The sequence below is a fragment of the Corynebacterium wankanglinii genome (assembly GCF_013601005.1).
Taxonomy (GTDB): domain Bacteria; phylum Actinomycetota; class Actinomycetes; order Mycobacteriales; family Mycobacteriaceae; genus Corynebacterium; species Corynebacterium wankanglinii.
This window is the reverse complement of the sequence record NZ_JABFED010000003.1, coordinates 12,372-24,987: the sequence shown is the minus strand read 5'-3', so window position 1 is coordinate 24,987 and position 12,616 is coordinate 12,372. Positions and strand designations below refer to the sequence as shown.

General features: G+C 66.6%; 15 protein-coding genes. 11 read left to right on the top strand and 4 right to left on the bottom strand.

Translation table 11 applies throughout. The annotated features are described in order from the left end of the window. The first annotated feature begins 11 nt into the window (after positions 1 to 11). Entirely contained in the window at positions 12 to 515 is a 504-nt protein-coding gene (locus HMA55_RS05515; protein ID WP_181192091.1) for a DUF2771 family protein, read from the top strand. Positions 516 to 530: 15 nt separating this feature from the next. On the opposite strand, the gene HMA55_RS05510 is transcribed toward HMA55_RS05515, so the two are convergent. Continuing rightward, positions 531 to 914 carry a cold-shock protein gene (locus HMA55_RS05510; RefSeq protein ID WP_181192090.1) on the bottom strand — a complete coding sequence of 128 codons (384 nt, stop codon included), beginning with the start codon at positions 912 to 914 and terminating at the stop codon, positions 531 to 533. Between the two features lie 250 nt (positions 915 to 1,164). Here HMA55_RS05510 and HMA55_RS05505 point away from each other — a divergent pair, with 250 nt between their 5' ends. Beyond that, positions 1,165 to 1,887, top strand: a complete 723-nt coding sequence (locus HMA55_RS05505) for a resuscitation-promoting factor Rpf1 domain-containing protein (RefSeq protein ID WP_181192089.1) — start codon at positions 1,165 to 1,167, stop codon at positions 1,885 to 1,887. Positions 1,888 to 2,035: 148 nt separating this feature from the next. Here the strand turns inward: HMA55_RS05505 and HMA55_RS05500 are convergent, their stop codons facing one another. Then, positions 2,036 to 2,230: a hypothetical protein gene (locus tag HMA55_RS05500; protein ID WP_181192088.1), complete on the bottom strand. Its 195-nt coding sequence runs from the start codon at positions 2,228 to 2,230 to the stop codon at positions 2,036 to 2,038. Positions 2,231 to 2,283: 53 nt separating this feature from the next. On the opposite strand from HMA55_RS05500, the gene HMA55_RS05495 reads away from it, so the two are divergent. From HMA55_RS05495 to HMA55_RS05485, 3 genes are all read left to right on the top strand, one after another. Then, on the top strand, positions 2,284 to 4,332 hold the full coding sequence (locus HMA55_RS05495) for a helicase-associated domain-containing protein (protein WP_181192087.1): 2,049 nt from the start codon (positions 2,284 to 2,286) through the stop codon (positions 4,330 to 4,332). Positions 4,333 to 4,414: 82 nt separating this feature from the next. Beyond that, positions 4,415 to 4,783 carry a hypothetical protein gene (locus HMA55_RS05490; RefSeq protein ID WP_181192086.1) on the top strand — a complete coding sequence of 123 codons (369 nt, stop codon included), beginning with the start codon at positions 4,415 to 4,417 and terminating at the stop codon, positions 4,781 to 4,783. Continuing rightward, positions 4,722 to 5,894, top strand: coding sequence for a metallophosphoesterase family protein (locus HMA55_RS05485; RefSeq protein ID WP_181192237.1), 1,173 nt, complete (start codon positions 4,722 to 4,724; stop codon positions 5,892 to 5,894). The genes HMA55_RS05490 and HMA55_RS05485 overlap by 62 nt, the downstream gene beginning before the upstream one ends. 62 nt (positions 5,895 to 5,956) lie before the next feature. Here the strand turns inward: HMA55_RS05485 and HMA55_RS05480 are convergent, their stop codons facing one another. Continuing rightward, positions 5,957 to 8,773 (bottom strand): FAD-binding and (Fe-S)-binding domain-containing protein, encoded by a 2,817-nt coding sequence (locus HMA55_RS05480; RefSeq protein ID WP_181192085.1) that lies wholly within the window; start codon positions 8,771 to 8,773, stop codon positions 5,957 to 5,959. 84 nt (positions 8,774 to 8,857) lie between these two features. On the opposite strand from HMA55_RS05480, the gene HMA55_RS05475 reads away from it, so the two are divergent. From HMA55_RS05475 to HMA55_RS05460, 4 genes are read left to right on the top strand one after another with little or no spacing between them, the layout of a single operon-like run. Then, on the top strand, positions 8,858 to 9,115 hold the full coding sequence (locus tag HMA55_RS05475; RefSeq protein ID WP_181192084.1) for a helix-turn-helix transcriptional regulator: 258 nt from the start codon (positions 8,858 to 8,860) through the stop codon (positions 9,113 to 9,115). Further along, complete coding sequence (locus HMA55_RS05470) at positions 9,112 to 9,609, top strand: hypothetical protein (protein WP_181192083.1); 498 nt, start codon at positions 9,112 to 9,114, stop codon at positions 9,607 to 9,609. The genes HMA55_RS05475 and HMA55_RS05470 overlap by 4 nt, the downstream gene beginning before the upstream one ends. After that, entirely contained in the window at positions 9,606 to 10,484 is an 879-nt protein-coding gene (locus HMA55_RS05465) for an ABC transporter ATP-binding protein (RefSeq protein WP_181192082.1), read from the top strand. Before HMA55_RS05470 ends, HMA55_RS05465 begins: the two co-directional genes overlap by 4 nt. Continuing rightward, entirely contained in the window at positions 10,484 to 11,665 is a 1,182-nt protein-coding gene (locus HMA55_RS05460; protein ID WP_181192081.1) for an ABC transporter permease, read from the top strand. Before HMA55_RS05465 ends, HMA55_RS05460 begins: the two co-directional genes overlap by 1 nt. Here the strand turns inward: HMA55_RS05460 and HMA55_RS05455 are convergent. After that, positions 11,662 to 11,958 (bottom strand): hypothetical protein, encoded by a 297-nt coding sequence (locus tag HMA55_RS05455; RefSeq protein WP_181192080.1) that lies wholly within the window; start codon positions 11,956 to 11,958, stop codon positions 11,662 to 11,664. The genes HMA55_RS05460 and HMA55_RS05455 overlap by 4 nt on opposite strands. A gap of 28 nt (positions 11,959 to 11,986) precedes the next feature. Between HMA55_RS05455 and HMA55_RS05450 the strand changes: the two genes are divergently transcribed. Together HMA55_RS05450 and HMA55_RS05445 are read left to right on the top strand one after the other, a co-directional pair. After that, positions 11,987 to 12,172, top strand: coding sequence for a hypothetical protein (locus HMA55_RS05450; protein WP_181192079.1), 186 nt, complete (start codon positions 11,987 to 11,989; stop codon positions 12,170 to 12,172). A gap of 6 nt (positions 12,173 to 12,178) precedes the next feature. After that, positions 12,179 to 12,613, top strand: a complete 435-nt coding sequence (locus HMA55_RS05445; RefSeq protein WP_181192078.1) for a hypothetical protein — start codon at positions 12,179 to 12,181, stop codon at positions 12,611 to 12,613. The last annotated feature ends 3 nt before the right edge of the window (positions 12,614 to 12,616 follow it).

The following is a 12,616-nucleotide window of genomic DNA, read 5'->3' as shown; positions in this document are numbered from 1 at the left end:
GATTGCGCGCCATGGCACGACAACGCGCATCGTCGCAGCAGTGGAAAGTTTTGGCCATCGCCCTCGTGGGCGTACTGGTGCTGGTCGGGGCGGTCTACGCCTTCTTGCGGTACCAGGACAGCAAGCCGGGGACGCCTGTGGGCGATCTTGAGGTATCCGTCACGGCGGGCGGGCAGGCGGAGCAGATCCCGGCCTACACCGTGTGCGAATTGGATGCCGAGTGCCCCGGCGGCGAACCGCCGAGGGTGCGGCTGCCCGATCAGGGCGAGGTGACATTCACCGTGCCCGCCGAGATCGAGCGCAATAGCTGGCGGCTGCTGCTCATCTACGACGACCCGGCGGCCAACACCGAGCGCGTGTTCACCTCCGGCGAGTCCGGCGAGGAGACGACACCGGCGGTCACCGAGTCCGGCGCCAAACTGGTCGTCGCGGAGATCACCACCCTGGACATTGAAAAAGGCGATGACGGGGAGGAAACTCCCGTCATCGCCACGTGGTCGGTCGGCTTCGAGTAGACCAAAGGTTCGTCGTCAAGCATCCAGCTCGCGGGCGACCGCGCGCAGGATCTCCGCCACCTGGCGGCCCTCCTTGCGGTCCGGGTAGCGGCCGTTGGTCAGCGCGGGCTGCACCTGGGTTTCGATCAAGGTCATGACATCCGCGAGCATGCTGCCCAGCTCCTCCGGCTTCCGGCGGTGCACCGGGCGGCGCTTCGGCTCCTCTAGCACCTTCACGCGCAGCGCCTGCGGGCCACGGCGGCCTGCCGCGAAATCGAACTCGATGCGCTGGCCGGCGACTAGCTCATCCACGCCGTCGGGAAGCACAGACTTGCCGATGAAGACGTCTTCATCGCCCGGGTTGGACGCGAAGCCGAAGCCCTTTTCGGTGTCGTACCACTTCACCTTTCCAATAGGCATGGCATCCTCCTTCAGGTTCCGGATTGGCCAGCAGGATGCAGGCCAAAATAAAGGAATTACATTACACCGGGAATTGGAAAATAGCGATCGTGACCCAGAACACGAATGTCCGTCTGCCCCACCCTCACCTGCACAAATGGTCCCGCGCCGTTTCGCATGAGCACCATTTCGTGCCGGTTGCGTGACACAATCGTTACAAATGGTTAGGCTGTCCCGAGAATTGGCGGTCAACGACGAGAGGAAACAACGTATGGGACGCCACTCCAAGAAGACCACCTCCACGGGCAAGAAGGCTCTGGCAGGTACCGCGGCAGCTGCAGCGCTGGCTGGCATCGTCGCCCCGCAGGCAACCGCAGCCCCGGACTCCGACTGGGACAAGCTCGCGCAGTGCGAATCTGGCGGCAACTGGGCCATCAACACCGGCAACGGCTACTACGGCGGCCTGCAGTTCTCCTACGGCACCTGGCTGGCGTACGGCGGCGGCGAGTTCGCCCCCACCGCGAACCAGGCCACCCGCGAGCAGCAGATCATCGTGGCAGAGCGCACCCTGGCCAGCCAGGGTTGGGGCGCCTGGCCCGCCTGCTCAGCGCGCTACGGCCTGAACTCCGCGCCGACCAACCGCGACGCGCAGGCGGTGAAGCCCGCCCCGAAGCCGGCACCTGCCCCCGCGCCAGCTCCGGCAGCGCCGGCCTCCCCGGCCCCGCAGCAGGCCGCCACCGTCGAAGTCGACACGCTCTACAGCCAGCTGCGCGTTGCCGTCAACGCCCTCGGCTTCCAGGTCCCGGCAGTAGTGCAGGACAACTACGCCGCCAACCGCCACGACTACAACGCGTTCTACGCCGCTAACCAGCCGCTCATTGACGCCGCCCTGGCCGGTGATTACACCAAGGTTGCGAACCTGCTCGGCGCCAACTTCGGGGCACAGGTCAACGACACCCTCGCCTCCCTGCAGCAAACCTACCTGCCGCGCTAGGCGCTATTCGCGAACACACCCGCCTTGAGGCGGGTTTTTCTTTTGCCTGCGCCCGAACCACCCCGCCCGAACCACACAGCGTTCAGGCACGCAAAAAGGTGGTCACAGCGGATACTGTGGCCACCTTTAGACGTCGCTACGCAGGCGCTTAGCGGTTGATGCGCGTAGTCGGGTGGACGTAGCCGGTCTCCTCCGCCTTCAGTGGCAGGACCAGCTCGTCGCCGAACGGGCTCGATGCACCCGTGAGCTTGGAGGAAATCTCGGTGACCGGGTGGCCGTTACCAGGGGTGTGCGCGGGCCACGCTGGGTTTGCGCGCCCGATCTTCTCTACATCTTTAGCCATGCCCCTTATTCTTTCACGCCCGCAGTGAAAACGCACGTAAACTCACCCCCGCAATGTCTACCTTCCCCGAATTCTTGCATTCGCTTGACGACGCCCAGCTTCGCGCCCTCATCCGCTCCCGACCGGACACCTTCTTCCCCACCCCGCCGACGACAGGGTCCTTGGCCACCCGGCTGAGCTTGCCCGGCTCCGCCTCCCGCGCGCTGATGCAGCTCACCGCCGCCGACCTGGCGGTGCTGGAACAGCTGGCAGACGCGGGCGCGGAACTCGACCCGGTGGACGCCACCGGCTTCGGCGACGTGGAGCACCTGCGCGCCCTCGCGCTGGTCTTCGGCCCGGACCACGGTTTGCGCGTATCCCCCGGCACGCTGTCCGCCCTGCCGCCGGGGTGGCGCGTGACGGACACGTTGCCGCCCGGAGCGGCCGAGGCCCTGGACCAGCTGCCCGCGCGCGAACGCAAGGTGCTGGAAACTCTGGCCGCGTCGAGCGGCGTGGGCACCACGGGGGCGGCCGGGCCGGACGCGGACCCGGAGACGCCAGTGTCACGGCTGCTCGCCGCTGGGTTGCTCGTGCGGGTGAACGCGAACACGGTGCGCCTGCCCCGGCCGGTGCGCGACGTGATGCGCGGCGCCGCACCGCGCGAGTTCCCGCTCACCGCGCCCCTCCTGCCCGAGGTGGACCAAGCCGCGGTGGATGAGGCCGCGACTGTCCAGGGGCTGGACGCTGTACGGAAGATGCGTCAGTTGATCATGGCGCTCATGGATACGCCGGTGGCCCTGAACAAGGACGGCACCGTCGGGGTGCGCGCGGCGACGAGCCTGGAAAAGACGCTGGACTTCGACCCGCGCTTGCTCATCACCATCGGCGAGTCCGCCGGTCTAGTCGGGCGCGGAAACGTGGACGATGACGACGTGCTTGCGCCCACGCACGACGCATTGACCTGGATCGACGCCACGCTTTCCCACCAGTGGGCGATCCTCCTCGTTGGCTGGGCAGCCTCCCCGTGGCGCGCCGACACGGAGGCGAAGCTGCTCTCGGCAGACATGCACGCGCCTGCCGTGCGCCACGCGCGCCTGACCATCCTGCGCCACGCCGGTCGCACCGACCAGCTGCTGTTCCACGCACCGCTGGAGGCCTCCGGGTTTTCGCCGCAACTTGTCCAGGCGGTGGTGGAGGAGGCTGTGTTCGTCGGCGCACTTGCCGGGACCCCGGAGCTGGCGCAGTCCGCGCCGCTGCACGCGCTGCTCGAGGGCGCAGACGTCGCAGCCACCACCGAGGAGCTGGTCCCCGCCTCTGTGGATACGCTCATCGCTCAGGGCGACATGACCATGCTGGCGCCGGGCCCGCTGGAGCCGGACATGGCGTCCTTTCTTGAGCGCATCGCCGAACTGGAATCGCCCGGCCTGGCCAGCGTGTGGAGAGTCACCGAGGCCTCGATGCGGCGCGGTCTCGACAGCGGGCTCGCCGCCGAGGAGATCCATGGTTGGCTGGACCGGCACGTCATGGGTGAGGTGCCGCAGGCGATCACCTTCCTCGTCGACGACATCGCCCGCACCCATGGCGCCATCCGCGCGGGCGCTGCCATGAGCTACATCCGCTCGGCGGACCCGGCGCTGATCGCCACCGCCGCCGAGCGCTGCGGCCTTCGCGTGCTCGCCCCCACCGTGGCGGTGTCGGAGCTGCCGTTGCCAAAGCTCATGGCTCAGCTGCGGGCAGCCGGCATGCAGCCCACCGCCGAAGACAGCCAGGGCGCCACGTTGAATATGGCCCCCGAGCCGGCGCTGGTGGCGCCCACTCCTTCCGCCCTGCCGCGGCCGACGCGCGCGACGGACGAGCAGGTGGACACCATTGTGGCCAAGCTCCGCGCCAGCAACACCGGCCCCGACGCCGACCCGGGTGGAAGCGCCTTCGAAACGCTGCGCGCGGCAGCCCGGGCGAGGCGGCATGTGACCGTAGGTTTCGTCGATAAGCAAGGGCGCGGCCGCACGCTCACCGTGCTGCCGCTGAGTGTGACCGCGGGGCAGGTCGACGCGCTCGACGAGGCCGCGGACCGGGTGGTGCGCATCGCCCTGCCGCGCATCACCAAAGTGGTGCTGGCCTAGGGAATTCCGCCAGCGGTTGCCGAGCACTCAAAAACCTTTAAGGTTCGGTTTATCCCCTACCCCGTGTCTTAAAGGAATTGTCATGCGCTCACGCTTCCTCGCCATTACCGCGGCGACCTCGTTGGTCGCCTCCACCCTCGTCGCCCCGGCGGCGTTCGCCGACGTCGATGCCACCAACGACTACATCGCCGCGAACTTCAAAAACCCGTTCACCTTGCCCACGAACGCGCCGCAGGACGTCGTGCTGCAGGCCGGCGCCACCGAAAGCTCGGTACTGCTGAACTGGATCACCGCCGCAGGTGTAGACGGCCAGGCGGTCCGTATCAAGGAAAAGGGCGGCAAGACCAAGACCATCGGAGCGACGTCCACCGACTCCAAGGTCACCGTCACTGAGGGCAAGATCAAAGACGAAGACGGACAAAGACGGCTGGTCCAAGGAGTACACCTTTAACACCGGCACCTTCGGCGACAAGTGGAACTTCCTGGTCTTCGGCGACCCACAGCTCTACAGCACCAAGGACCTCGCGAAGCAGACCGCCGGCTGGAACAACACCGTCACCCAGGCGACGAAGCGCTTCCCCGAGTCATCGTTCCTCCTCTCCGTCGGCGACCAGGCCAACCACTCCGCACTGCAGGAGCACGGCGGCTTCATCTCCCCGGATCCGATGCGCGCGCACCGCACCGTGGTGACCATGGGCAACCACGACTACTACCACGCGCCGAGCTACGAGGCGATGTACAACCGCCCCAACGTCGAGGACGAGAACTACTGGTTCACCTACAACAATGCGCTGGTGATCAACATGGACACCAACGACTGGGAGGACTTTGACGACGACGCCGCGTTCCTGCGCAAGGTAGTCAAGGAGCAGGGCACCGACAAGGACTGGGTCACCCTCACCTACCACCACTCCACGTTCTCCCAGGCGTACCACCAGGAAGACCGTGGCATCCAGTACTGGCGCGAGCGCATGACCCCGGTCATCTCCGAACTTGACGTGGACCTGGTGCTGGGCGGCCACGATCACATCTACACCCGTTCGCACCTCATGAATGGCTACACCCCGGTGGACTCTGGCCGAGTGGCCCAGAAGGGCGAGACGCTGGAGAAGAAGAAAGGTGAGACCCAGTACGTCACCACAAACTCAGCCTCCGGCTCGAAGTACTACCAGTTCTTCGACTTCAAGACGGGCGTGCGCGACGAGGATGTGAAGGAGACCTTCGACCAGACCGTCAAGGAAAAGACCATCCGCGACTACACCGCGGTGTGGAATCAGAACGAGGTGCCGGACTACACCAACGTCGAGGTCACCCCGGAGGGCCTGACCGTGACCACCTACGACACCGGCAACGGCGATGTGGTGGACGCCTTCACGCTCAAGCGCGCGAAGGAAGAGGCCCCGGCGGAGCAGCCGTCGCAGGGGAGCTCGGATTCGGCCGAAGACGGCTCCTCGAAGGGCGCGGTCATCGGCATCGTCATCGCGATCGTCGCGGCGCTGGCTGCCGCGGGCGGCGCGGCTTACATGGGCCTGATCCCGGGCGTGCAGCTCCCGCAGTTCTAGCACCCCGCCCAACAAAAGAACCCCCAAGCGCGCCAGGCACTTGGGGGTTACCTCGTCCTGGCCTAGCGGCTGGCGCGTTCCAGGATTTCCAAAATGTGCTCGTAGTCCTCGCCCGTCGCCGCGGTGAGCCCCAGCTCGCAGGTGCGGTTGGACGACGCGTGGCACGCCGAATCTAGCTCGCTCGCCTGCGCCGCCTCGCGCTGCGTCGCCGAATGCGTCAGCTCCGGGTGCAGCATGCCGCGGTCGCCCGCGTAGCCGCAGCAGTTCCACTCCGCGGGCACGCGCACGTCCTCGGCCGCGGCGCCCGCGACACGCTTGAGCGTATCGACGATCCCAAGGTGCGTCGCCGAACACGTCGGGTGCAGCGTCACCGACTCCACCTTGTGCGTGACGTCCAGGCGCTCAAGCACCTGGTCCTCGACGAACTCGATGGCGTCGATGACGGTGATGCCGATGCCTTCGGCCATGTCGCGGAAGCCGTGGGTGCAGCTGGACGCGTCCACCACCACGGGCAGGCGCCCACCGTCGGTGGCGGCGATGAGCTGGTCGTTCACGCGACGCTGCATGATGTCGTGGCCCGTGCTCATGCCTTTCGACGTCCACGGGGTGCCGCAGCACATCCCGTCGATGCCCTCCGGGACCGTCAGGGCGAGCCCGGCGCGCTCGACGAGCTTGGCAAACGCCGCCGAGGCGCCCACGCCCTCGCCCTGCGGGCCGAACATGGAGTTCACGCACGCCGGCACGAACACGCCCGCCGGCTCCACGCCCGGCGCGCCGATGCGCTGACCGAACGCCTTCGAGCGCTTCGCGCCGCCCTTGGACAGCTCTGGGCGGTACTGCGGCACAGTGTCGTCGCCCACCAGGGTGCGTGCCACGTCGGTGACCTTCTGCACCAGTGAGGTGGGCATGTAGTAGGCGCCAGTCAACGCGGCGGACGCCATGGTGTTGCCCGTCCCCCACGCCTTCGCCGCGGCCGCCCAGCCGGCAGATTCCACAGCGCCGGCCTGGCCGCGGCGCAGGGACTTGATAAATTTGCCGGTGTCGATTTTCACCGGGCAGGCCGTCACGCACATCGAGTCCACCGCGCAGGTGTCGATGCCGTCGTACTGGTAGGCCTCGTCGATATGCTTGACCAGCTCCGCGTCGCCGTCCTGGATCGCCTTCGCACGCGCCCGGCGCACCACGATGCGCTGGCGCGGGGTCATGGTCAGGTCGCGCGAGGGGCACACCGGCTCGCAGTAGCCGCACTCCACGCATGAGTCGATCGCGTCTTCCACCTGCGGGTTGAGCTTGAAGTTCTTCATGTGCTCGCGCTCGTCGTCGGTGATGATCACGCCCGGGTTCATCACGCCGCGCGGGTCGGCTGCGCGCTTGAGCTCCACCATGACCTCGTAGAGCTCGTCGCCGTACTGGCGGCGCACGTACGGCGCCATGACGCGGCCGGTGCCGTGCTCCGCCTTCAGGTTGCCGCCGGCGCCGAGGACGAGGTCCACCATGTCCTCGTTGAAGCCGTCGTAGCGGTTCAAGTTCTCGTCGCCTTCGAAGCGGTCGGTGATGAGGAAGTGGATGTTGCCGTCCTTGGCGTGGCCGAAGATGACGGCGTCGTCGTAGCCGTAGGCGTCGAAAAGCTGCTGCAACCCGCCGCACGTGTCGGCGAGGTCGCCCACGGGCACCGCGATGTCTTCGAGCAGCGCGGTGGTGCCGGACGGGCGCGCCTCCGCCACCTGCGCGTAGAGGCCTTTGCGGAAGGCCCACGCCTTGGCGGCCTCGGCGGCGTCGGTGGTGAACTGCGCCGGGGTTTGCAGGTCGAGCTCGCGCAGGAGCTTGGTGCCGGCCTGCTCGTACTCGCGCAGCTGCTCGGCCTCGTTCGCGTGGTACTCGATCAGCAGCGCGGCCTGGCCGGACAGTTCGAAGCCGGTGATCTGCTCCGGCACCGAGTCGAAGGTGCGGCCGACCTTGATGGAGCGCGAGTCCATCAGCTCCAGCGTGGCGGCCTGGGAGTCGAACAGCGCAGGCAGCGAGCGTGTCGCCGCATCCAGCGTCGGGTACACGGCGATCGTGGTGGTCTTCAGCTTCGGTACCTCCACCGTGCGCAGCACCGCTTCCGCGATGAACGCGAGCGTGCCCTCGGAAGCGACCAGCAGGTGCATGAAGATCTGCAGCGGCGAATCGTAATCCAGGAAGGCGTTCAGGCTGTAGCCCATCGTGTTTTTCAGCGCGAAGTGGCGCTCAATGGTGTCCACGGATTCGCGGTTCTCGCGCACCCGCCGCTTCAGCTGCTCAAGCTTTGCGACGAGCTCCGCTTCCTCCCGCGCGAACTGCGCCCCCGCGTCCTTGTGCGCGGTGTTGATGACGGTGCCAGACGGCAGGACGAAGGTCATCGACTCGATGGTGTTGTACGTGTTGAACTTCGTGCCGCACGCCATGCCGGAGGAGTTGTTGGCGATCACCCCGCCCATGGTCGCCGCGCCTTCGGAGGCCGGGTCCGGGCCGATCTTGCGCCCGTACGGGGCGAGGTGGGCGTTGACCTGGCGCACCGTGGAGCCGGGCTGAACCCGCACACGCGCCCCGCCGTCGAGGACCTCCACACCTCGGAAGTGTTTGCGCACGTCCACCAGCATGCCCCCGCCGCCGGCCTGGCCGGACAGCGAGGTGCCGCCGGCGCGCAGCACCACCGGTGCGCCGGAGGAGGCCGAGGCGCGGAACGCTGCCGCCACGTCGTGGGCCGTGCGGGCCTCCACCACAACGTCCGGGGTGTAGAGGAAGTGGGACGCGTCGTGGGCGTATTTGATGCGGTCGATGGGGCGGGTGGAAAGTGCCTGGTCGGACCCGAGTTCGCGGGCGAGATGCGCTGACGGGGAGGAAACAGTTGCAGTCATAGGACCATGTTATCCCTTCGGCACTGCACGATCTTTCATCCCAACCCCTTGACAAAGTGTTGGGTTTATACAACACTTCAATGCATGTCACCGAAGAAGCTACCGAAGGACCCGATCTTTAACCGTGTCCGCGTCCTCCGGGCCGAACGTGACATGTCGCGCGCCCAGCTCGCGGAACTCATCGACGTCAACCCGCAAACCGTCGGTGCCCTTGAGCGCGGCGACCACTCCCCCAGCCTCGACCTGGCGTTTCGCATCTGCGACGTCTTCGAGCTGCCCGTGGAAGCCGTGTTCTCGCGCACCGAGTTCGCCCCCATGTCGAAGGAGCTGTACACCAAATGAACCGCATCACTTCCATCCGCGACCAAGACCCGTTGAACACCAAGAGGTTCCGCAACCCCCGCGACACCCGCCGGTTGATCGTCGCATTCTTCGCCGGCATCGCTGTGGCCATTGCGGGCACCGTGGCCGGGCAGGTGTCCGATGCCCGTGGGCCGGCGCTTGCCGCCCTGGTCGCCGGAATGCTGGTCAGCATGTACTCCTGGTCCATGCTGCGCGGCGCCAACAACAACATCGACACCGCCCCGGATGAACAGGTCGACGAGTACGAGCGCCACGTGTTGGACACTTGGCGCAAGCGCGCACTCAAGGCGTACTCCGCACTCACCGGCATCGGAGGCACCGTCTTCTTGCTGCTTGGGGCGCTGCGCGGCTCCCCCAGCTCCACCGCACTCATGGCTTGCGGGTACTTCCTGCTGTTTACCTTCCTCATCGTTTACCCGCTGCCCATGGTCGGATTCGCCATTACCTTCAACCGCAAAGAGGAGGAAAAGTGACAACTATCGAAATACGAAACCTGCACAAACGCTTCGGCGACGTCCAGGCGCTCGACGGCATGGATTTCACCGTCCACGGCGGCGAAATGTACGGCTTCGTCGGCTCCAACGGCGCCGGCAAGTCCACCACCATGCGCATTGCGCTGGGCGTGCTCGCCGCCGATTCGGGCGAGGTGCTCCTCGACGGGCAACCGCTTGACGACGACTCCCGCCGCCGCATCGGCTACATGCCCGAAGAGCGCGGCCTGTACGGCAAAGAAAAGATCCTGGACCAGCTGGTCTTCCTGGCCAAGCTCCACGGCGTCGACGGCGCCGCCGCCAAGAAGCGCGGCACCGAGCTGCTCGACGCTCTCGGTCTCGGTGAGCGCCTGAACGACAAACTCGACGATCTCTCGTTGGGCAACCAGCAGCGCGTCCAGCTCGCCGCGTCGCTCATCCACGACCCGGACATCCTGATCTTGGACGAGCCCTTTTCCGGCCTCGACCCGGTGGCAGTGGACGTGATGAGCACGATGCTCACCGACCGCGCCCGCGCCGGCGTGCCGGTGATCTTCTCGTCACACCAGCTCGATTTGGTGCAGCGGCTGTGCGACCGCATCGGCATTGTCACCCGGGGCCGCATGGTCGCTGAAGGAACCGTCGATGAGCTGCGCTCGGGTGGGCCCCTCCGCTACCGCGTGGGCACGCGCGCACGCGGCTGGATCCCGGCGGGCGCGTCGCTCGTGGGCGAGGGTGCCGACTACGTCATCCTCGAAACCGATTCCGCAGACAACGACCAGGCCATCCTGCAGGCCGCGATGGCCGCCGGCCCGGTCCACGAGTTCACCCGCGTCGTGCCGGATCTGGCCGACATGTTCAAGGAGGTTGTGCAGTAATGAAGCCATACTCCCCCGTCCACACAATCACCACCACCGCCAAGCGCGAGGTGCAGATCCTGCTGCTGAAAAAAGGCACCATCATCACGCTGGTGATCCTCCTGCTGGCCATGCTGGGCTTCATCGGCTTCGCCGCCTGGCAGAAAGACAAGGACGAATCCGGCGAGGCCGGCCCGGCGGTCGCCGCGGTGGGCGTGGACGCGCAGCTGCTCAACGACGCCGGCTACGACGGGCGCGCCGCCGCCGACCGTAGCGAAGCCGAGCAACTCGTTCGCGACGGCGACGTCGAGGCCGCGCTGGTAGCTGAGGGAAATCAATGGGAGGTCGTCAGCGACGGAATGCCCTCGACGGGCATCCTCACCGGACTCGAGGGACTGTCGCAGCAGTACTCGCGGGCAGAGACACTGCACAACTTGGGCATTTCCGAGGCAGACTACGAGGCCGCCTCCCCACAGATCGAGGTCGTGCCGGTGGACGTCAGCGGCGACGGCGACACCGAAGAGCACTTCATCCGTCTACTCACCACATTCGTGGCGCTGATGGTGGTGATCTTCACCGTGATCACCTTCGCGGCGCAGGTGGGCAGCCGCGTCACCGAGGAGAAGTCTTCCCGCGTGGTGGAGCTGGTACTCTCGTCGGTGCGCCCGCTGGACTTTTTGGCCGGCAAGCTGCTGGGTACCTTCATCATCGGATTCCTTTCCACCGCCGTCCTGCTGCTGGTGGGTGGGGTCGGTCTGCACCTCTCCGGCCTGGCAGACGGCATCGAACTGGATTGGTCCGTCTTCCCCATTCTGCTTATCGCGTGGGCGCTGGCGATGCTGTTTTTCGGCGCGCTCTACGCGGCGGCGGGCGCGATGGTGCAGCGCACCGAAGACCTGCAGTCCACCCAGATGCCCATCCTGCTGCTGATCATGGCCACCGCCTACATCCCCGGTTTCGGCTGGATGGCCACGGACACCACCTGGATGCAGGTGCTGAGCTGGATCCCGCCGTTTTCCATCTTCGCCGCGCCGCTGTCCTTCGCGGCAGGCGATTTCACCGGGCCGCAGTTGGCAGGCTCGTTCGCGCTCGCCGCGCTGGTGACGGCCCTCGTGGTATGGTTCGCCGCACGCATCTACAAGCGTTCGATCCTGAACAACGGCAGCGTGACCAAATGGTCGCAGGTGCTGCGTCAGGCTTAGCCCGCCGCCTCCGCCTTGAACCCGTCCAGCAGCACGTTGACCACGAACTCCTGCTGGTCGGCATACTCCTCCCCCAGCACCTCGGCAGCCGGCAGCGGCTTGGCAACCGCCGCCAGCGCGCGGTGGAAGCGGACGGGGTCCCTCCCCGCGGGGCACAGCCCAGCCGCCGCCACGCGCTCCAAGATGTCGGCGTAGATCCTCCGGACGCGGTCGACGGCGCCGCTGCCGAAACGGGTGCGGACGCGTTCGAAATCGCCTTCGTCGATAAGCTCCGCCAAAAATCGCCTGCGCAAGCGACGGCAGCTTCAAGCCGACGACGCCGTGTACCGTCTCCCTCCAGGATTGCTCGGGGCGCTCGTCAAAGTCGGCGAGGAACACGAAGACCTCGCACCGACCACCCAGGACGACCCGCAGGCGTCCGGCCACAGCCTTCTCGGCCTGCCGCTGGCGTTCGGCGGCATCATCTCCGCCGTCATCGCTACCTTCCCCTTCCGCGGACATAAGTGAGCCAAGATGGCTGTGGTTACCGGCATCGCTATGGTCGGCGGACTCGTGGCAACCTGGATGCTGCACTCCGTCTACGGGGCCCTTGGCGGCATCTTCGGCATGGAGTGGTTGGCCACCTCTATGGGCATTCTGGCCACCTCGATGCTTACGGCAGGCCTCGCTGCACTCACCGACACACCCGGCATCGGCATCGGCGCAGTGCTCACCATCTTTGTGGGCAACCCGCTCTCCGGCTTGGCCACAGGCCCCTGGTTACTCCCGCACGCTGCGGCACTCATCGGCCAGTGGATGCCCATCGGCGCCACCGGATTCCTAGTTCGCTCGCTCGCCTTTTTCGACGGCGGCGCCGGCGGCGCATGGAGGGTGCTTGCCATCTGGATCGCAGCAGGGTTTGTGATGCTGATGTTCGACCGGTCGAAGAAACATGTGAACGCCCGGTAATGC

Coding starts and splice junctions, on each gene's coding strand:
- HMA55_RS05505 (WP_181192089.1), top strand. CDS start 1,165: ATGGGACGCCACTCCAAGAAGACCACCTCCACGGGCAAGAAGGCTCTG.
- HMA55_RS05480 (WP_181192085.1), bottom strand. CDS start 8,773: ATGACTGCAACTGTTTCCTCCCCGTCAGCGCATCTCGCCCGCGAACTC.
- HMA55_RS05515 (WP_181192091.1), top strand. CDS start 12: ATGGCACGACAACGCGCATCGTCGCAGCAGTGGAAAGTTTTGGCCATC.
- HMA55_RS05470 (WP_181192083.1), top strand. CDS start 9,112: ATGAACCGCATCACTTCCATCCGCGACCAAGACCCGTTGAACACCAAG.
- HMA55_RS05475 (WP_181192084.1), top strand. CDS start 8,858: ATGTCACCGAAGAAGCTACCGAAGGACCCGATCTTTAACCGTGTCCGC.
- HMA55_RS05445 (WP_181192078.1), top strand. CDS start 12,179: ATGGCTGTGGTTACCGGCATCGCTATGGTCGGCGGACTCGTGGCAACC.
- HMA55_RS05500 (WP_181192088.1), bottom strand. CDS start 2,230: ATGGCTAAAGATGTAGAGAAGATCGGGCGCGCAAACCCAGCGTGGCCC.
- HMA55_RS05460 (WP_181192081.1), top strand. CDS start 10,484: ATGAAGCCATACTCCCCCGTCCACACAATCACCACCACCGCCAAGCGC.
- HMA55_RS05495 (WP_181192087.1), top strand. CDS start 2,284: ATGTCTACCTTCCCCGAATTCTTGCATTCGCTTGACGACGCCCAGCTT.
- HMA55_RS05510 (WP_181192090.1), bottom strand. CDS start 914: ATGCCTATTGGAAAGGTGAAGTGGTACGACACCGAAAAGGGCTTCGGC.
- HMA55_RS05490 (WP_181192086.1), top strand. CDS start 4,415: ATGCGCTCACGCTTCCTCGCCATTACCGCGGCGACCTCGTTGGTCGCC.